17 protein-coding genes and 1 pseudogene are annotated in these 18681 nt (G+C 62.9%); 15 read left to right on the plus strand and 3 right to left on the minus strand.

Annotation, left to right across the window (positions count from 1 at the left end):
* Nucleotides 1-22: 22 nt before the first annotated feature.
* The 11 genes from EN807_RS03685 to EN807_RS03735 all read left to right on the plus strand — a co-directional run bounded on the left by EN807_RS03685 (nucleotide 23) and on the right by EN807_RS03735 (nucleotide 13008).
* Nucleotides 23-2458, plus strand: coding sequence for a heavy metal translocating P-type ATPase (locus EN807_RS03685; RefSeq protein ID WP_135933925.1), 2436 nt, complete (start codon nucleotides 23-25; stop codon nucleotides 2456-2458).
* 20 nt (nucleotides 2459-2478) lie between these two features.
* Nucleotides 2479-3729, plus strand: a complete 1251-nt coding sequence (locus tag EN807_RS03690) for an MFS transporter (RefSeq protein ID WP_246684132.1) — start codon at nucleotides 2479-2481, stop codon at nucleotides 3727-3729.
* Between the two features lie 369 nt (nucleotides 3730-4098).
* Nucleotides 4099-4632: a DUF2933 domain-containing protein gene (locus tag EN807_RS37590; RefSeq protein ID WP_348640228.1), complete on the plus strand. Its 534-nt coding sequence runs from the start codon at nucleotides 4099-4101 to the stop codon at nucleotides 4630-4632.
* Nucleotides 4629-5303: an isoprenylcysteine carboxylmethyltransferase family protein gene (locus EN807_RS03700; protein WP_135933927.1), complete on the plus strand. Its 675-nt coding sequence runs from the start codon at nucleotides 4629-4631 to the stop codon at nucleotides 5301-5303. Before EN807_RS37590 ends, EN807_RS03700 begins: the two co-directional genes overlap by 4 nt.
* Before the next feature lie 9 nt (nucleotides 5304-5312).
* Entirely contained in the window at nucleotides 5313-5786 is a 474-nt protein-coding gene (locus EN807_RS03705; protein WP_065010743.1) for a hypothetical protein, read from the plus strand.
* 5 nt (nucleotides 5787-5791) lie between these two features.
* Nucleotides 5792-6499, plus strand: a complete 708-nt coding sequence (locus EN807_RS03710) for an ABC transporter ATP-binding protein (protein ID WP_135935773.1) — start codon at nucleotides 5792-5794, stop codon at nucleotides 6497-6499.
* 5 nt (nucleotides 6500-6504) lie between these two features.
* A complete protein-coding gene (locus tag EN807_RS03715; RefSeq protein ID WP_135933928.1) occupies nucleotides 6505-8868 on the plus strand; it encodes an ABC transporter permease in 2364 nt (787 codons plus the stop codon).
* 51 nt (nucleotides 8869-8919) lie between these two features.
* The gene (locus EN807_RS03720; RefSeq protein ID WP_348640229.1) at nucleotides 8920-10089 is read left to right on the plus strand and encodes an efflux RND transporter periplasmic adaptor subunit; all 1170 of its coding nucleotides are present in this window, start codon (nucleotides 8920-8922) and stop codon (nucleotides 10087-10089) included.
* A gap of 350 nt (nucleotides 10090-10439) precedes the next feature.
* Nucleotides 10440-11018: a Spy/CpxP family protein refolding chaperone gene (locus EN807_RS03725; RefSeq protein ID WP_135933929.1), complete on the plus strand. Its 579-nt coding sequence runs from the start codon at nucleotides 10440-10442 to the stop codon at nucleotides 11016-11018.
* Nucleotides 11019-11058: 40 nt separating this feature from the next.
* Nucleotides 11059-11760 carry a response regulator gene (locus tag EN807_RS03730; RefSeq protein ID WP_065010069.1) on the plus strand — a complete coding sequence of 234 codons (702 nt, stop codon included), beginning with the start codon at nucleotides 11059-11061 and terminating at the stop codon, nucleotides 11758-11760.
* A gap of 3 nt (nucleotides 11761-11763) precedes the next feature.
* Nucleotides 11764-13008, plus strand: coding sequence for an ATP-binding protein (locus tag EN807_RS03735; protein WP_135933930.1), 1245 nt, complete (start codon nucleotides 11764-11766; stop codon nucleotides 13006-13008).
* Between the two features lie 307 nt (nucleotides 13009-13315).
* Here the strand turns inward: EN807_RS03735 and EN807_RS03740 are convergent.
* Nucleotides 13316-14251 (minus strand): annotated as a pseudogene (locus EN807_RS03740) (helix-turn-helix domain-containing protein); the annotation flags it as partial.
* Between the two features lie 576 nt (nucleotides 14252-14827).
* Here EN807_RS03740 and EN807_RS03745 point away from each other — a divergent pair.
* Nucleotides 14828-15061: a hypothetical protein gene (locus EN807_RS03745; protein WP_135933931.1), complete on the plus strand. Its 234-nt coding sequence runs from the start codon at nucleotides 14828-14830 to the stop codon at nucleotides 15059-15061.
* 47 nt (nucleotides 15062-15108) lie between these two features.
* Here EN807_RS03745 and EN807_RS03750 read toward each other — a convergent pair whose 3' ends face one another.
* Both EN807_RS03750 and EN807_RS03755 read right to left on the minus strand, forming a co-directional pair.
* Entirely contained in the window at nucleotides 15109-15291 is a 183-nt protein-coding gene (locus tag EN807_RS03750) for a hypothetical protein (protein WP_127315429.1), read from the minus strand.
* A 364-nt stretch (nucleotides 15292-15655) separates the two neighbouring features.
* Nucleotides 15656-16165 carry a MarR family transcriptional regulator gene (locus EN807_RS03755; RefSeq protein WP_189522341.1) on the minus strand — a complete coding sequence of 170 codons (510 nt, stop codon included), beginning with the start codon at nucleotides 16163-16165 and terminating at the stop codon, nucleotides 15656-15658.
* Between the two features lie 145 nt (nucleotides 16166-16310).
* Between EN807_RS03755 and EN807_RS03760 the strand changes: the two genes are divergently transcribed.
* The 3 genes from EN807_RS03760 to EN807_RS03770 all read left to right on the plus strand — a co-directional run bounded on the left by EN807_RS03760 (nucleotide 16311) and on the right by EN807_RS03770 (nucleotide 18681).
* On the plus strand, nucleotides 16311-16805 hold the full coding sequence (locus EN807_RS03760; RefSeq protein WP_135933933.1) for an isoprenylcysteine carboxylmethyltransferase family protein: 495 nt from the start codon (nucleotides 16311-16313) through the stop codon (nucleotides 16803-16805).
* Between the two features lie 107 nt (nucleotides 16806-16912).
* Complete coding sequence (locus EN807_RS03765) at nucleotides 16913-17710, plus strand: pyrroline-5-carboxylate reductase (RefSeq protein ID WP_135933934.1); 798 nt, start codon at nucleotides 16913-16915, stop codon at nucleotides 17708-17710.
* A 53-nt stretch (nucleotides 17711-17763) separates the two neighbouring features.
* Nucleotides 17764-18681: a D-2-hydroxyacid dehydrogenase gene (locus EN807_RS03770; protein WP_246684010.1), complete on the plus strand. Its 918-nt coding sequence runs from the start codon at nucleotides 17764-17766 to the stop codon at nucleotides 18679-18681.

Below are 18681 nucleotides of genomic sequence, written 5' to 3' on the forward strand. Positions count from 1 at the left end.
TTCTTTGAGAGGGATTGAGACGTTGCAGACCACCACAGTAGACGTCGGCGGAATTGCCAGTGTCCTTGACCCACTTGCTGTCGAAAGGAAGCTACGGCAACTCCCAGGCATAAGGAACGCCAATGTGAACTTCGTTTCGGGCACGGCGACTGTGACCTATGATGAGGGTCGCACCAACGTCGAATCCATCCGTGACGCCGTCCTCGAATGCGGCTTCCATTGTCGCGGTGAAGTCGTGCCCCGTCACATGTGCGAGCCGGATTCCACGACTGTGCAACCCGCAAATCCCAAGGCGCCGGCTGCCCGCCACGAGCACGCGAGAGCCCCGAAACCTCAAGGGGGCGCGACGGCGGCTCACGCTCATCACGCGCCGCAGGGAAAGCCGGTTGCCGCGTCCGCGCATGATGAGATGGCGCATGAAATGGGCCACGGATCCGGCGACATGCAGGCCATGGTGCGCGACATGCGCAATCGGTTCTGGATTGCGCTCGCGTTTACGGTGCCGATATTCATCTATTCGCCGATGGGCGGGATGTTTGCCCCGCCTGCGCCGCCTTTCGGTCTGGACCTGGAACTGTGGCTGTTTTTGCTGGCCAGCGCCGCGATCCTGTATCCGAGCTGGCCCTTCTTCGTTGCCGCATGGCGGGCGCTCAGGAACGGCGTGCTGAACATGGCGGTGCTCGTCGTGCTCTCTGTCGGCACCGGCTACGTGTTCAGCGTCGGCTCGACGTTTTTCTTCCCCGGCGTGCAGTTTTATGAAGCCGTGGCGGTGCTGCTGGTCTTCATCCTGCTCGGCCATTGGCTCGAAATGCGGGCCCGTGCGGGCGCATCCGCCGCCATCCGCGCTCTTCTGGATCTCGCCCCGCCGAAGGCGACCGTGCTGAGGGAGGGCAAGGAGATCGAGGTTCCAACGGCGGACGTCCAGGTGAACGAGACGATCGTCATTCGGCCCGGCAACAAGATCCCGGTCGACGGCGAGGTCCTCGACGGCGAATCGCTTGTCGACGAATCCATGCTCACGGGCGAGTCGATGCCGGTGAAGAAGGCGCCGGGCGACCAGGTCATCGGCGCGACCATCAACAAGAGCGGCAGCTTCAGATACCGGGCGACCAAGGTCGGCGCCGATACGGCGCTCGCGCAGATCGTCAAGCTGGTGCAGGAGGCGCAAAATTCCAAGGCGCCTGCTCAGCTCCTGGCCGACCGCGCCTCTCAGTGGCTGGTTCTGATCGCGATCGTCATCGGCTTCGCGACCTTCGCAGTATGGTTCTGGTGGCTCGGCTCGCCTCTGCTCTTTGCACTGACCCTGACCATAACGGTGTTCGTCATAGCCTGCCCCGACGCCCTCGGGCTGGCGACACCGATGGCCGTCATGGTCGGTACCGGCCTCGGCGCAATGAATGGGATCCTGTTCAAGAACGCAGGGGCACTGGAGGACGCCACCAAGCTCGACGTGATCGTCTTCGACAAGACCGGCACGTTGACGATGGGCCAGCCGCGGGTGGTGGACGTCCTGGCGGCTGAGGAAAGATCACCGGAGGACGTCCTACGGACGGCCGCGGCGGTAGAGCGCGGGTCAGATCATCCGCTGGCCGTGGCGATTGTCGAACGCAGCGCCGGTCTCGACGTTCCGCAGATGCGGGCCTTTCTCAACCTGGAGGGAAAGGGAGCCCGGGCCGAGATCGAGGGCGAGGCGGTGTTCCTCGGCAACCGCCGGCTCATGGATGAGGAGAAAATTGATCTCGGTGTCCTCGCCAAGGAGGCGGATCGCCTCAAGGGCGCCGGACGCACCGTTGTGCACGTCGCGCGCGGAGGGCGGGTCCTGGGTCTCATCGCCATAGCCGACGCGTCGCGCCCGAGCGCAAGGGCGACCGTGGCCAAACTGCGCGAGCGCGGCGTGCAGGTTGCGATGCTGACCGGCGACAACGAAGGGACGGCGAAGCGTATCGCCGCCGAGTTGGGCATTGACATCGTCCTCGCCGATGTGCTGCCGGGGCAGAAGGCCGCGAAGGTCAAGGAACTGCAGGAGCAGGGCAAACGGGTCGGCATGGTTGGCGACGGCGTCAACGATGCGCCCGCCCTCACCCAGGCCGATGTCGGCTTCGCCATCGGCGCCGGGACGGACGTGGCCATGGAGAGCGCCGACGTAGTGCTGATGAAGAGCGATCCTTACGACGTCGTCGGAGCGATCGAACTGTCGCGCGCCACGCTGCGGAAGATGCACCAAAACCTGTTCTGGGCAGTGGCGTACAATGTCGTGGCATTCCCGATGGCTGCCGGGGTGTTCTACCCTTTGGTGATCAGCCCTGAGGTGGCTGCGTTGGCGATGTCCGGCAGTTCCGCGCTTGTCGCGGTGAATGGGCTGCTTCTGAAGCGGACGCGGCTCGAAGGCATCAAGACACCAGGGGCGGCGCCGATGTCGGCCGTCGATGCCCGCGAAATGGAGTCGCCTGCGGCATGAACGAAAGCGGTGCAACGGGAATGAACCGTCGCGCAACCGTAGCACTGCTGCTTGCCGTTTTTGCTGCTGCCGTGGGATATGGAGTGGTGCTGCCCGTGCTGCCGCTCCTCCTGGAGAGCTTTCTCCCGTCAGCATCTTTCAGCAGCATAGGCTGGCATAGCGGAGCCTTGACCGCGATCTACGCCGGGGCGCCGCTGCTGTTCGCACCGCTCTGGGGCCGCTGGTCGGATCGCCGAGGCAGACGATCGATTCTTCTCCTTGGCGTCGTCGGCTTCGGTGCAACTCTGGCTGTGACCGCATTCGCCCCGAGCATTGGATGGCTCTACACGGCCCGGTTCCTGAACGGCGCCTTCGCTGCAGCGATCTTGCCCACAGCGCAAGCATTTGTGGCTGACAGGGCTGTTTCCGATGGGTGGCGCGCCGAGCGTTTCGCCTGGCTGGGTATGGCGAGCATCGCCGGGTTTTTTGTCGGACCAATGCTTGGCGGCATCGTGCTCCAGTGGGGCAGCTCGGTTTCGAGCAACACGTCGACGGCGCAACTCATCGCGCTGCCGTTTCTGATCTCGGCCGGCCTGGCGCTTTTAGGCGCAGTCGGCCTTATCACGCTCGAACGGGGCTCCGAATCTCCCGCACAGCCGTCCGACAAGAATGAGACCGTTCGGCGCCGTGCCGCCACGTTGCAACTCCTCTTCCTAGCGGGTCTTGTCGCTGCTGGCGTCGCCGCATTCGAGGTCGTGCTCGCGCTTCGGGGGCGCTCCCTCGGCATGACGCCCTACCAGGTGGGCATCATGTTCGCCGAATGCAGTATGGTCATGTTCGCCGTCCAAGGCCTAGTTTTCTCGCCGCTTGTAGCGCCTTCGTCGACCGCGAAGCTGATTACGCCCACCCTTGTGATCATGGCGACGGGACTGTTCCTCGTCCCCTATGCCGAAACCTTTGCCGCACAATTAGTTGTAATCGGCTCAGTCGCGGCGGGTGCCGGCGTCCTGACCCCCACCTTGACCTACTGGACCTCGCTTGTTTCCGGCGGCGCTCAAGGAGCGGAACTGGGTCGCCAGGCAGCGGCCGCGAGCCTCGGGCAAACGGTGGTTCAGCAGCCGGTGGGGTTCTGTATGCGGCCGGCACCGCGCCGGAAATGGGATTTCTGCTTCTTGGCGGGCTCATCCTTGCCGCTGCGGCCGCAAGTCTCCGCCTTGGGCCGCGTCTGCTGGCTGCCGGCATCGACGCCAATGAGCACTGCGGCAGCGACAAGCGGCAGCGGCAGCCATTGACCTGCGTCAAAGAGTTGCGCCTGCGAATAGGCGATAGTGGCAAAATGTGAACGACTGGAATATGCCCCGTGCTCGCGCTGTTTTGGAGACTCTGGCCGCAAAGATGCCGACGCCCGCAAAGGGCATCCGGTATTGCCGTAACGCTTGGCATCGCGCTTTTCCTGATGCTGTCGGCTTCGGGAGTCCAGGCCGGCGGGCGGCACCTCGGGACCGGCTTGAGTTTCACGACCCCAGGCGTCGCCCTGTCGACGCTCCTCGTTGAAGAACCTGTTGAGGCGTCGTCGCCCAAGCTATCTCCTTCGTCTTTTGCGTTCGCCTCCAACATCGTTGCGGACCTAGACGGCGGGTGGTGCTGCGAAGATGCCGCCTATGGGCAAAGTACGGCTTGCTCCGGTGCAAGTTGTTTCGGATGCTCGCTGGCTGAACCTGTCGCGGCGTTCGACGTCCATCCTGCGGCAGGCACCTCTGTTCATGCCATTCCGCAGCAAGCGGTCATGTTCCCGACTGACCCCGATGCGGCCTTACGACCTCCTAGCCATTTCTCTGAATACTGATCAGCGAGATCGCCCGATCTCGCTGATCGATGCGAACTGTACGCCGAGGCACCTGGCGGCATCCTCCGGCTGGCTGATCATCGAAAGGAGTGTTCCTATGTCCGTCCATCATCACGAAGACCATCAGAACGAACCGCAAGGAACCTTCCTAGCGTCGCGGGCGGGGCTTGTCCTGCTCGGATTCCTGGCAATCGGCGGCTTCCTCCTGTTCACCGAACATCGAGCGCACCTGCTCGGAGCTCTCTTCTGGCTGCTACCGTTCGCCTGCGTGTTTCTGCACATGTTCATGCACGGCGGGCATGCCGGGCACGGAAGCCACCGCGAGCCCTCCGACAGGAGCCCATCATGAGCACCGGGATGACAGACTATGGATTATGGGGCCTGGTGATCGTCAATTCGGTCATCTTCATCCTGTTCGCCTACAGCTTCTTCAAGCCGGAGACGCCGCGCGACTGGCGCTCATTTGGCGCGTTCAGCGCATTCCTGGTTGCGCTGTTCACCGAGATGTACGGTTTTCCACTCACCATCTACTTCCTGTCCGGCTGGCTGCAATCGCGCTATCCGGGGGTAGAATGGTTCTCACATGATGCCGGACATCTTCTCGAGATGATGTTTGGTTGGGAGACGAACCCCCATTTCGGACCGTTCCATGTCCTGAGCTTCGTCCTGATCGGCGGCGGATTCTGGGTGATCGCCGCGGCTTGGCGCGTACTCTACGACGCTCAACAGCGCCGCACCCTGGCAACGACCGGGCCGTACAGCTACGTCCGCCATCCGCAATATGTCGGCTTCGTTCTGGTCCTGCTCGGGTTCCTGGTTCAGTGGCCGACGCTGCTGACACTGGCGATGTTCCCGGTACTGGTCGTCATGTACATAAAGCTGGCGCGCATCGAAGAGCGGGAGGCACTGGCCACATTCGGCGATGCCTACCGATCATACATGGAAGAGGTGCCAGGATTTATTCCGCGTTGGGATCGGCTAACGGGTGCCAGTCCAGCACCCCGCCACGGCGACAGATGAGAGGCCATCATGCAACCTGATCGGGCGTCCTGGCCACTCTCCTCGATCCTGCTCGCCGCCTTCGGAGTAGCACTGATCGGCATCGGGATGTTCTTCCTGGTGCTGCGTCCGCCGCTATTGCCAGAGGACATGCGCTTCATCGGCCTGTCGCTGGAGCAGCTTCAGGCCGAACAGCCGCGCATGGCAATCTGGCTGTTGCACGTTTTTCGCGTTCTGGGGGGATATGCGACCGCTGCCGGCTTGTTGACTGTCACGATTGCTGCAACATCGTTTCGGCAACATGACGGGGTGGCGGGCTTGGGCGCGACGGTCGCCGGTGCTGCCTCGATCGGATGGATGGCGATCGTCAACTTTGTCATCGCCTCCGATTTCAGGTGGGTGCTGCTGGCCATTGCCCTGCTTTGGGCAAGCAGCATTGCCCTGTTCTGGGTCGAGCGGAAAACTGCACTCGTGGGATCTGCAAAAGGTGCGGGTCGACCATGACGATCATGCGCGACAGCGTGTTCACCGCGAGAGCCCTGACCAAGACCTACGTCTCGGGCGAGACGGAGGTGCGAGCCCTTCGTGGCGTCGACCTCGACATTCCCGCCGGGGAGGTGGTCGTGCTGCTCGGGCCTTCCGGGAGCGGGAAATCGACGCTCCTCAATATCATGGGCGGGCTCGATCACCCCACCAGCGGCCAGTTGTTTTTCAGGGAACAGGAACTGACTAACCTCGACGACCGGGTCCTGACTGCCTACCGGCGCCAACACGTCGGCTTCGTGTTCCAGTTCTACAATCTGATCCCCAGCCTGACGGCGTACGAGAACGTCGCTTTGATAACCGAGATCTCCGACCATCCGATGACGCCGGAGGAAGCTCTGGCGCTGGTGGGACTCGAGCCGCGAATGCATCATTTCCCGGCACAGTTATCGGGCGGAGAACAGCAACGCGTTGCCATCGCGCGCGCCATTGCAAAGCGCCCGGACGTGCTGCTCTGCGATGAACCGACCGGGGCACTGGACTCAAAGACGGGTATCCGGGTGATCGAGGCGTTGATGAGCATCAACGCACAACTCGGCACCACCACTTTGATCATCACGCACAACGCCGTCATCCAGGAAGTCGCGAACCGCGTCATGTTTTTCAGCGACGGGCAGATCTCCAAGGTCGAAACCAAAGAAGCCCGACGTGCCGTCGCCGAATTGCAGTGGTGATGTAGATGCGCGCGCTCGATGTCAAGCTGCTTCGCGATCTTCGCCGTCTCTGGGCGCAGGCGCTCGCGATTGCACTCGTCGTCGGCGGCGGAGTGGCGACCGTTCTGCTCGCAGTCGGCTCCTACCGCTCACTCGAGGAGACAAGGACCGCCTATTACGAGCGCTATCGTTTCGGAGACGTGTTCGCAACGGCGCGGCGCGCGCCCAACGCACTTGTCGATCGGATCGCCGAGATTCCGGGTGTGGCGGCGGTCGATACGCGCATAACAAAATTTGCCCTCCTCGACATGCCGGGCCTGATTGAACCGGTCACCAGCATGGTCATCTCGCTGCCCGAAATCGGCGAGCCAGTGCTCAACCGCCTCTACATGCGGGCCGGCCGCACGCCGGAACCCGGCCGGCAGGAAGAAGTGGTGGTCAATGAGAGTTTCGCGGAGGCACATCGCCTCACGCCGGGATCGCGCTTCGCAGCGGTCCTCAACGGCCGCAAGCGCGACTTGACGGTCGTCGGGATCGCGCTCTGTCCTGAATATATCTATGCCGTCGGGCCGGGCGACATAATTCCGGATGGCCGCCGTTTCGGTGTCATCTGGATGTCCGAACGCACTCTGGCCAGCGTTTACGATCTCGAAGACGCGTTTTCCTCCGTATCGCTGCAACTGCTTCCGGGAACGCCGGAACGCGAGACGATGACGCGCCTCGACGCCCTGCTTGACCGTTATGGTGGGCGTGCCGCCTACGGGCGCAAGGATCAGACATCGCACGCCTGGCTCGATCACGAGCTCGACATGCTCGACAACATGAGCCGCACTCTGCCGCCGATCTTCCTGCTGGTTTCGGCATTCCTGGTAAATCTGACGCTCAGCCGTCTTGTCTCGCTCGAACGCGAGCAGATCGGGCTCCTGAAGGCCATTGGTTATTCGAATGCGAGCATCGTCCTGCACTACCTCAAGTTCGTCGGCATTATTACGGCGTTGGGCATCGCCATCGGCGGCGTGGTCGGCACGTGGCTCGGCGCGTATGTCACCAACATGTTCAGCGACTTCTTCCGATTTCCCTTCCTCCTTTTCGTCAAGACGCCGGATCTCTACGTCGTTGCGGCCGCGCTGAGCCTGCTCGCTGCTACAATCGGTGCGTTGCGCGCCTTGCGCGAGGTCGTCGCCCTGGCCCCGGCGGTCGCCATGCAGCCGCCCGCGCCACCGAGCTTTCGCCGCATGCTGCCCGTGGGCTTCGGTTTGGCGGGGCTCGTTTCGCAGCCGACGCGAATGATGCTCCGAAACGTTGGCAGGCATCCGATCCGCTCGGTTTTCACTGCTCTCGGCATGGCGCTGGCGACAGCAATATTGATCGTGTCGCTCTTTACCGGCGGATCCATGGAGCAGTTGATCGACGTCATCTACTTCCTGGCGGACCGCCAGGACGCAACGGTCAGCTTCCTGGAAAAGCGTCCGCAGGACGTTGCCTTCCAGATCGCAAGATTGCCAGGTGTGCTGGCCGCCGAACCCTATCGGGAGGTCCCGGTCCGCATTCGCAGTGGTCATCTCGAGCGCCGGATCACGATCCGCGCCCGGCCTCGCGACGCCGACCTCAACCGTATCATCGATACGAACCTGCAGCCGGTGTTGCTTCCGCAATCGGGTCTCGCCATTTCGAGCATGCTCGCCCAAGTTCTCGACGTACGAGTTGGCGACGTGGTCGAGATCGACCTGCTCGATGGCGCCCGGCGGACGGTTTCGCTCCCCGTCGCCACGCTGGTCGAGGACTATCTGGGCATCCGCGGCATGATGGATCAGCAAGCGCTGGCGGCACTTCTGCGCGAGGCCCCGGCGGCGGATGGCGTCAACGTCACGCTGGACCGGGGCATGCAGGATGCGTTCTACACCTCCGTCAAGGCCATGCCGGTCGTCAGTGGCTTGGCCTTGCAGACCGCCTCCCTCGCCAATTTCCGCGAGGTCGTAGCCCTGCTCGTCACCACGATGTCCGGCATCTACACGGGACTTGCGGCCGTCATCGCTTTCGGCGTGGTCTACAACAGCGCGCGCGTGGCGCTGTCCGAGCGGGCCCGCGAGCTGGCCAGCTTGCGGGTGCTCGGCTTCACCCGCGGCGAGGTTCGACGCATCCTGCTTCTCGAACTCGGCCTGCTGACGCTGATTGCGCAGCCGCCCGGCTGGGCAATGGGCTACGGTCTTGCCTGGTTCATGAAGACCAACCTGGCCGGCGAGCTAATGCGTATTCGCCTGATCGTCGAGCCCTCCACCTATGTTTTCGCCAGCGCGATCGTGATTGCCGCGGCCATCCTCTCGGCCCTCGTCGTGGGCAGGCGAGTTGGTCGCCTGGACCTGGTCGCCGTTCTCAAGACGAGGGACTGAAAGATGCGAACACCCTGGATGAAGCGAACCGCAAGTGCCGTCGGCCTCGGCTTGCTGGCAGCGGCGGTAGTCTGGTTTGCCTGGCCGCAGCCCATCCCGGTGGATATCGCCACGGTGGCCAGGAGCGTGATGGAAGTCACGGTCGACGACGAAGCGAAGACACGCGTAAGCCACGTCTACACGGTGTCGGCGCCGGTCGCCGGAAAGGTACTCAGAATCTCGCCGCCACGTCATGTCGGTGACCAGGTGACGCAGGACGATACCGTCGTGGCGGTGATGCAGCCGACCACGCCTGGTTTTCATGACGTCCGCACACATGAGGAGTTGCTGGCATCTCTCGGCGCAGCCGAGGCGGCTGTGACATTCGCTGCAGCGGAAGTGAAACGCCTCGAGGCGGCGCTTGCATTTTCGCGCACAGGGCTCGAGCGGGCCGAGAAGCTCGCCAAGACCGGGGCGATATCGCAGAACGTTCTCGACAAGGCGAGGTTCGACGTCGACGCCAACGAGGCCGCGCTGGCTAGCACGAAGGCGCAGGTTGAAGTTCGGAGCAATGAAAAGGCGATGATCGAGGCGCGTCTCGGCCAGCCCGCTAACGCGTCCTCTCAGGCCGATCCGGCCTGCTGTATCCAGCTTCGTGCCCCGGTGAGCGGTCGCATCCTGAAGATCGTTCAGGAGAGCGAGGGCATGGTGCAGGCGGGAGCGCCGCTCGTCGAGATCGGAGATCCGCTCGACCTGCAGGTTGTGGCGGACCTTCTCTCGACTGACGCCGTACAGATAAAGCCCGGCGCATCGGTCCTCATCGACGGCTGGGGCGGGCCGACGATCCAGGGCAAGGTGACACGCATCGACCCTGCTGGCTTCCTTAAGGTCTCTGCGCTTGGCATAGAGGAGCAGCGGGTCCACACGGAGATCGACTTCGTCGATCCTCCTGAAGCCTGGGCACGGCTCGGACACGACTATCGTGTGATTGTGCATGTGACGAACTGGCGTGACGACAACGCGCTCACCGTGCCCGTGGCAGCGCTGTTTCGACAGGGTGACGACTGGGCCGCGTTCCTTGTCAAGGACGGACGCGTCCGCACGACAGTCATCAAGATCGGCCAGCGCAACGATCGAGTAGCGCAGGTCGCGTCTGGTCTATCCGAAGGCGATCGGGTCGTGCTGCACCCGAGCGACCGAATAGTGGACGGAGCGAGAGTTCAAGAGCGCGCAAATCGCTAGCTGGCAATCAGCCCGCCTGTAGGCCCGCCGCTTCTAGACGGCTGCCTCAAAAGCCGCTCAAGCTAAAGCTGACAACCATCTCAGCCGCACCCGATTCAGGGTGTGCAACCCGACCAGCTACGCCTAATCGGTGCGCGAACGGCCGGTAGTGCCCGTGGAGGGGATAGATCAAACTGGAGACGCCGGACTTCGGAAGGTTGGAGAACCTTACCCAGCACTCCCGCTTCCCGCCGCAATAGCGCCTTGTTGGCTTCACACAACTTTACATTCGCCCACAACGGCCGAAACGTTGCGCTCCTAGTCTGGCCCAGTCGCGGCAGAGTCGCCGCCTTAGCGAAAGGACCAGCATCATGGAAACGAATCATCCGGAACCGGCCGGCCTCTCCGGCAACCAGCAGAGGAAGAGCTGGGGCAAGCGCATTGCCATCGGCGGCATTGCGATAGCGACGCTTGCTGGCGTCGGGATCGCCGGCGCGCTCAGCCAGGACTACGAGCGCATGCAGCGCTTCGGCATGGGCTGGGGCGACGGCGGGCCCGGCATGCACATGCAGGCCAATTTCCGCCACGGCATGGGGTTTGGTGGCCCGGGTTTCGGCGGGCACCACTTCGAGCGCATGCTCGAGGAGATTGACGCCACACCCGAGCAGGAAGAGAAGCTGGAGGCGATCATGGACAAACTTCATGACGATGTCCGCCCGATCATGCGCGGCTTTCGTGACACACGAGACGATGTCGCCAAGCTGCTTGGCGCCGCAACCGTCGACCGCGCGGCGGCAGAGAGCCTGCGCGCAGAACGCGTCACGGCGGTCGACGAGGCCTCGCGCAAGCTGACGACCGCCCTGCTCGACGCCGCCGAGGTGCTGACGGCCGAGCAACGCGCGGAAATGCTCAAGCATTTCGAGGATCGCGGCTGGCATCGCCGCTGGTAAGCTCCGGATCGGGACAGTCGAATCGAGGCAAATAACGCGCATGGCGGACCAGATTCTCATCGTCGACGACGATATTCGCCTGTCCGCCATGCTCGCCGAATATCTGGTGGGCAACGGCTTTCGCGTCCAAGCGGCGGCGACAGCGGGCGCGGGCATTGCCGAAATCGCGCGGCTATCGCCCGATGCCGTGATCCTCGACGTCATGCTGCCGGACATGGACGGCTTCGACGCGCTCAAGCGCATTCGTGCGACGTCTGATGTGCCAGTGCTGATGCTGACGGCGCGAGGCGACGAGACCGACCGCATCGTGGGGCTGGAGATCGGCGCCGATGACTATCTGCCGAAGCCGTTCAATCCGCGCGAGTTGCTGGCGCGACTGAAGGCAGTTCTGCGCCGCCGCAACGCCGGCTCGAATGCCTCCCCTCGCATCCTGCGCTTCGGGCGGCTGGAGATAGACTCCGCGTCTCGTTCGGTCCGCGTCGATGGGCGCGATTGTCCGATGACCAGCTACCAGTTCGACCTGCTGGCAGCGCTTGCCGAAAATGCTGGGCGCACACTGTCGCGCGACCAACTCATGAACATGGTCAAGGGCGAGGAGCTGGAAGCGTTCGACCGGTCGATCGACGTGCATGTCTCGCGCATCCGCGCCGCGATCGAGACCGATCCGAAACATCCTCGCCGCATCATCACGGTGCGCGGCGCAGGCTATGTCTTTGCCCGTTTCCAGGACCGTGACAAATAGGCCATGCGCAATAGTCTTTTCGTCAAGATCTATTTCACCGTGCTGGCCAGCCTCGCGGTCGTGGCTATCGCCAGCGCGGTCTTCGTGCGCATGGGCCAGGAACGCGAACATGTCGGCTGGAGCGGCCGGCGCGACGCCTTCATCGCGGCGATGCTGCCTGAGGGCGCCGACCCAGCCTTGCTACAGGCGACGGTCCAGCGGCTCTCCGCGGCCGTCGATGCCGACATCTCGGTCTACGGCCCGCAGGGACTGCTGCTTGCGTCGGCCGGCCGGCCGATCCCCGAGCACGAGATCGGATTTCACCGCAGGATGCATCCCGGCGGGTATCATTTGCTGGTCAGCCGGCTGCCGGACGGAAGGGTTGTCGCGGCGCGACCGAGAATGCCGTTCGGCCCGGCAGGTCGCAACCCCCTTGGCTATCTCGCGCTGATCGCCGCGGTGATTGGGCTTGCCGCCTTTCCGGTCGTGCGCCACCTTACACGCCGCCTTGAAGCGTTGCGCCAGGGGGTGGATCGCTGGGGTGAAGGCGCTCTCGACACGCGCATTGCTGTGCGCGGCAGCGACGAGGTAGCGGCGGTGGCGGCGAGCTTCAACCGCGCCGCCGAGCAGATCGAGCGGCTGCTTGCCGCGCATCGCTCGCTGCTTGCCAATGCCAGCCACGAGTTGCGTTCGCCGCTTGCGCGCCTGCGTATGGCGATCGACCTCGACGCAGACGGACAAGGCGGCCCGGTGCGCGACGAGATCGTGCGCGACCTCGCCGAGCTCGACGCGCTGGTGGAGGAAATCCTGCTTGCCAGCCGGCTCGACCATATCGAGAAGCTGGAACAGGTGGAGCCGGTGGATCTGCTGGCGCTCGTGGCCGAGGAAGGCGCGCGCTCCGGCGTCGACGTCTCAGGCGAACCCGGCATGGTGTCGGGCGACCCGACACTGCTCACGCGGCTGGTTCGCAATCTCATGCAGAACGCACAGAGGCATGGCGGTCCGCCGGTCAGCGCGCATGTGGAGACCGAAGGCGGCTCGGTGGTGCTCAAGGTGCGCGATCACGGGCCGGACCTGCCGGAAGGAACCGGCGAACGCGTTTTCGAACCGTTCTTCCGGCCACAAGGCCGCAGCGAGACGGCCGGCGGCTGGGGCCTCGGCCTGTCGTTGGTGCGCCAGATCGCCTTGCATCATGGCGCAACCGTGCACCATGAGTCACCATCCGGCGGCGGCGCCTGCTTCGTCGTCACGTTTCCGGCAATATCTTGATATCGTTTGAGCAGAAGCCTGCTCGTTGTGGCTATGAATGTCTGTGCATTGATCTGACGAAATTCAAGGCGTCGCAATTGCCACGTCGCTCACGCGCGCCTCGCTGCGCTACGGTGGTCTGCCCCCATTGAAGTGGTCCTCAATTAGACATGGCTTTTGAGAACCTCGCCGAGTTTGAGGAACGAGCTATGTCCGAAAAACCGGTAGCAGGCCATTACTCGGATAGAACCTGAAGAGTTTCTCGCTTTAGTATCTTCAACGTCCTTACGCTGGCGAGCTCAATTATTCCTTGCGTTCGGAACCGCGTTAAGCCGAAGCGGGCAAGCTTGCGATGCAGGGTTGCGCGTGAAATGCCAAGATTGGCCGCTGCGGCCGAGACGTTGCCATTAGCACGGGCCAGTGCGCGTTTGATTGCGCCGCGCTCCGCCTCGTCCAGATCCTGCGCGAGGTGGGGCCGAACCGCATATCAGGTCCGAAACGGGTAGCGGCTTGGCGAGACCATTTTGCGCAATTCCCAGCGCCAACCTCGCGGCACGTGTTGCCCCGACCACTAGATCATCGGCGTCAACCGCAAGCAGCGCACCGGCGGCTCGTTCGCCAACGGGCGCAAGCAGAATGCGCTCGTTTGGGAAAGCAATACGAAAAATCTCCGCTTCGATCCGACGCACCGTATCGACGACCACCAGCGAGATCAGGGCGACAAAACTCTCGGTCAAGTCGGCGCGGCAGGAGGAGACGTCCAGCGCCGCAACCAGATTGCCTTCGTGATCGAAGATCGGCGCCGTCGTACAACTGAGATCGGTGTTGCGTGTGAGAAAGTGCTGGTCGCGGTGAATGGTCAGGGCTCGCTGCTCGGCGAGACAGGTGCCAATGCCGTTCGTCCCTTCGCTTTCTTCGCCCCATAATGTGCCGAGCCAAAGCCCCCAATCCCGGAATGTCGCATCGTCGCCGGGGGCGCCTCTGCGCTCGACGGGAACGCCGTTGCGGTTCGCCAGAATAATGCAGCAGCCGGCACCACCGACCGCCATGAAGAGGCGATACAGGCTGGACTGAGCTGTGCGGATCAGCAATTCGACGCTCTGTCGGGCGCGGTTCAGCTCGGCGCGGTGAGCCGCTTGGGAGGCTTGTTCTGGGCTGGATCGAGGCGATGCAATCCGGACGATCGATGCCACGAAGCGACCAGCGCAGACTTCGCCGCGTCGTCCGAACGTATGGCAGCCATAATCCTGTCGGCATGATGCATGTTTACGGTTCCAGCCACGCGCTCCTCCCGAGCTGACCAGTCATCTGCGGCGCTACGCACCGTTCGATCAAATATTCTCGGTGATCTTTTCGCTTCGCCAATTCGAATTCAATTCGCCAAAAGGCAAAACAGCATGCCTAAGCCGCAAGCGCCATGATCTAGGTCAAAGCCCTGATTGGCAGGAAAAGCCAGATCCGGTGCTTCAGAGCTTGTTTTTAGCGGGACATCGGGCGGCCTCACCTGTCCGGCGTCGCGATCGAGTTGACTTCGGTGCAAGGCTTGTCCGCCGGATCGCACAGCACATCGATCTCGTATTCTGATCCGGCATGCTTGTCATGACGAATCAGAGGGGAGCATTCCGGACCTTTCATGGAGGTCCATTCTGGACACATAGGTCGCTCATCTCTCGGGACGGGAACGACCTGCCGATTCCTCCATTTCGGCCACATCCTATAAAGTCGGACGTCGAAGCCAGTCCTGCCCGCCCATCATGCTCACCTTCGCTCTCACCGATAGTCTGGAACCCAATCCGCCTCGAATGACTTGTCTGTGGTTAGATCTTGAAGGGAGACCCCATTGTCCGCACCACAGGAAATGGATGTCGTCCTCGAAAAGCTGCCTTTGAGGATCGGCGCCTACATACCCGACGACTTGCTGGAAGACTGGTTTGCGCCGGGAACGGGCATGAACCCGGTCAGCCCGGAAGCGCTGGCGGCCGCCAAGACTTACGGATGGCGCTTCGAATGCGAGTTCAAGCACTATCCCGATCGGATGGAAGGCGTGTTCTGGAAGTGGGTGCCTGCGATCTGATCCGCACAGGGCAGCCTGGATAGGAACGGGCAGGCCTCCTGATCTCCTCAGCCGCCGCCTATCGGCGTCGTCACCTTTCCGGTTCCGCCGCATTCGGGGCAGGTCCGGCCGTCGATCATGCCTGTCCCGGCGCAGCGGCGACACATATTCTCGCCGGCGCCAGGAGTGCCTGCCGGAACTTCGTCGACATTGGTCTGATCCTGCGCAGCTTGCTCGGGTTTGCCCTGCAGCTTGTTCCTCAACCGGGCGACCGCGGCCTCGTCGACTTCAAGCGACGTGCTGCTGTCGTCCGGCAGGCCTTCGCCGGTTTGGCCTATGGTTTCGTTGCGCGGCCGGTCGTTCGTGCCTGTCGTTATCTTTGCTTTCTGAGCCATTGCAGTACTCTTTTGCCGATTGCAGGCGCAGCTCTCAGCTCCTGCGGTTCGAACGCCTCAGCTCCGCAGAGGTTCCGGTTGGCAATCGTTCGCCGGCGGGGCTCGGACGGAAGCGGCAACAGCCAAGCGCATCAAGGCTGAAACGGCACACGATAGGGCGCTCATCGCTCAGGCATCGGAGGACGGGAATCCGCTTCAACGGCGCCGTGCAGCCTTTGCGTCAGCACAGCCGCTCCGACCGCACTTTCACATCGTCGCTCAGCTGCCGCACGATCTCGGCGGTCTTGCGGATGTCCGCTTCGTCGAGAGCGACGCCCATGGTCGAGGCGATCTCCATGAGCTGGGCATTCAGCTCGCCGTAGCGCGCGTCGCCCTTGCGCGTCAGCTGGACAAGCTTCGAGCGCCGGTGCTTCGGATTGTCGATGAATTCGACGAGCCCCTCGGCCGCAAGCTCATCCGCCAGCCGCTGCATGCGCTGACGGCTGGTGGGCCGCATCTGGGCGATCTGCGGTACGGTGAGCGGACCAAGCAGCGCGAGGCTGCGCATGAAGCCGAACGCACCGCCGCCCCAACTGGTGATGAGCCCTGTCTTCTGGCCGAGTGCCCGTATTCTGAAGAAGCACTGGGCCACTTCGAGCATCAGCTCGGTGATCGCCTCGGCCTTGCCGTCAACGACGGAGTCCGTCCCTGTTCTTGGGCCCAACTCAGTCCCGTGTCGTGCCGGCGCCATCGCTTCCGTTCCCTTTGTCTCTGACATTTCTGTTGGGTCAAGTTCCGCGATTGACACCACAGTTGTCAACTTCTAGAATGACACCTTAGTTGTCGTTTCTAGGCGGCTGTAGGGCTTCGTAGCCTAGGCACCTGCGGGAGCAGACATGGGAATGAACCCGGCTGGGCAAACCGACACCGGAACCGCAGGCGTCATCGCGAGACCGCCGCTGCTCTTTCTCGCTGCTTTTCTGATTGGCTTCGTGCTGGATAGCCTGCTGCGCTTGCCGTTCCCGATCCCCAGGAATGACTTGGTCACCTGGATCATCGGCGGCTCGCTGATGCTGATCGGATTTGCGCTTTTCGCCGCGGGCATTCGCAACTTCTCCCGCGCCGTGACGCCGGTGCCGACGAATGAGCCGACGCGCGTTCTGGTGACGACCGGCATCCACGGCTGGACGCGCAATCCGATCTACCTCGGCATGTTCCTCATCTATGGCGGCATCGGCGTAGCCGCGCAGAATGCGTGGATCCTTGTCCTCACGTTGCCTCTCGCAATCCTGATCCGCTACGGCGTCGTCGCCCGCGAGGAGGCCTATCTCGAGCGGCGCTTCGGCGATACGTATCGCGACTACAAGCAAAGCGTGCGGCGGTGGCTCTGAGCGTCGCAAGATGCTTGATCATGTTGCTGCCTGACCCCCAAAAACATGCCGAGCTGGTACTATTTTGTCGGCTGATGACGATCCAGAACAACGCTTAGGGATACCCAATGAAACTCGGCTTCATCGGCACAGGCGCGCTCACAGCCGCGATTGTCACCGGACTTAAATCCGCCGCGGACAATTCCGTATCGGTGCTCCTGTCGCCTCGTAATCAAGAAATCGCTGCCAGCCTGGCACTTCGCTACCGCGATGTACGCATTGCACCGGATAATCAGGCCGTCCTCGACAGTTGCGAGACGATCATGCTCGCGGTTCGGCCGCAGATTGCGCATGACGTGCTAGCAGGATTGCAGTTTCGTCGGGACCATCACGTCGTCAGCTTGATCGCCACCCTGTCGCGCGAAGAAATAGCCGCCTTGACCGCTCCTGTGGAGCACGTGACGAAAGCACTTCCCATGCCGATGATCGCTCACAGGCAGGGAGCGACAATCATCTGTCCGCACGATCGGCGCATGGCGGCGTTTTTCGGCCGGCTGGGAAAGGTGATCGAGGTCGATGATCCGAGCGAGTTCGACGCGCTGAGCGTCGTTACCGCGACATTTGCCAGCTATTTCAAATATCTCGACACCATCCATGGCTGGCTGAAACAGCATGGCGTCGCAGACGCGCGGGCGCACGACTATATCGCCACCATTTTCAAAGCGCTGGCCAACGCACCGGAAACGACGCCGGATACCGGCTTCGTGGATCTGGCGCAAGACTATGCAACACGCGGCGGGATCAACGAACAGGTTTTGCGCGAGCTCACGGCCCGGAACGTCTTCGATGCCTTCGCAGAAAGCCTGGATGGCGTGCATCGGCGTATCTCGGCAGGAGCAGCGCCACGCACTGGTCCTCCATCGTGACGATGACAGCCGGCCCTAGCGTAATCCTTCACACCAACGCGCCGGCGGTGGCGATGAAGCTGTTGCGGGACAAGCATCCGGGGCTTTCGGTCTATCCTTGTGACAGCTACGCCGGTCTGGCCGCCTTGATAGAACAGACAAACGCCGAGGTCGTCTACTCGGTGCGCTTCGACGGCACAGCGCGCTTTCCGCGTTCCGCTCTCCTGGCAAGCCCGACGGTGAAATGGGTGTCGGTCGGCGGGTCGGGGACGGATCATCTGGGTCCCTGGAACCCCGCAAAGGTCACGGTGACGAACGCCGCCGGGGTCGCGGCCGATATGATGGCCGAATACGCGCTGGGGGCGATGTGGTCCTTTTCGCTCGGTCTTCGAAATTTCGCCAGGCATCAGCGCGCCCGGACATGGACCGCCGGCACGGTCGAGCCGATCCAGGGCAAGACCTTGCTGCTGCTCGGCCTCGGCAGGACCGGGCAAGCATTGGCCCGGCGTGCCAAGGCCCTGGGGCTGACGACGCTCGGCGTGCGTGCGCATCCCAGGCCAACTACAGATGTCGACGAGGTTCATGGCATCGATGCGTTGCCGGGACTTTGGCGCCGAGCCGACTTCATCGCCTGTTGCGTGCCGTTGCTGGAGGCGACGCGCGGGTTGATCGGCGCTGCGGCATTTGCCGCGATGAAGCCGACGGCGGTGCTCATCGACGTTTCGCGTGGCGGCGTCGTCGAGGAGGCCGCGCTGCTGCCGGCGCTCGATGGCGGCCGCATCAAAGGCGCCGCGCTCGATGTCTTTTCGACCGAGCCACTGCCAGCGGATCATCCACTTTGGGGATATGAGAACGTGATCGTCACGCCGCATTGCTCGTCGGTCTATGAAGGCTGGGAGGAGAAGGCCCTCGCAATGTTCGCAGACAATCTCAGCCGCTATCGGCGCGGCGAAAAGCTGCTCGGCGTTGTCGATCCAATGCGCGGTTATTAG

Source organism: Mesorhizobium sp. M5C.F.Ca.ET.164.01.1.1, assembly GCF_004792125.1.
Taxonomy (GTDB): Bacteria; Pseudomonadota; Alphaproteobacteria; order Rhizobiales; family Rhizobiaceae; genus Mesorhizobium; species Mesorhizobium wenxiniae.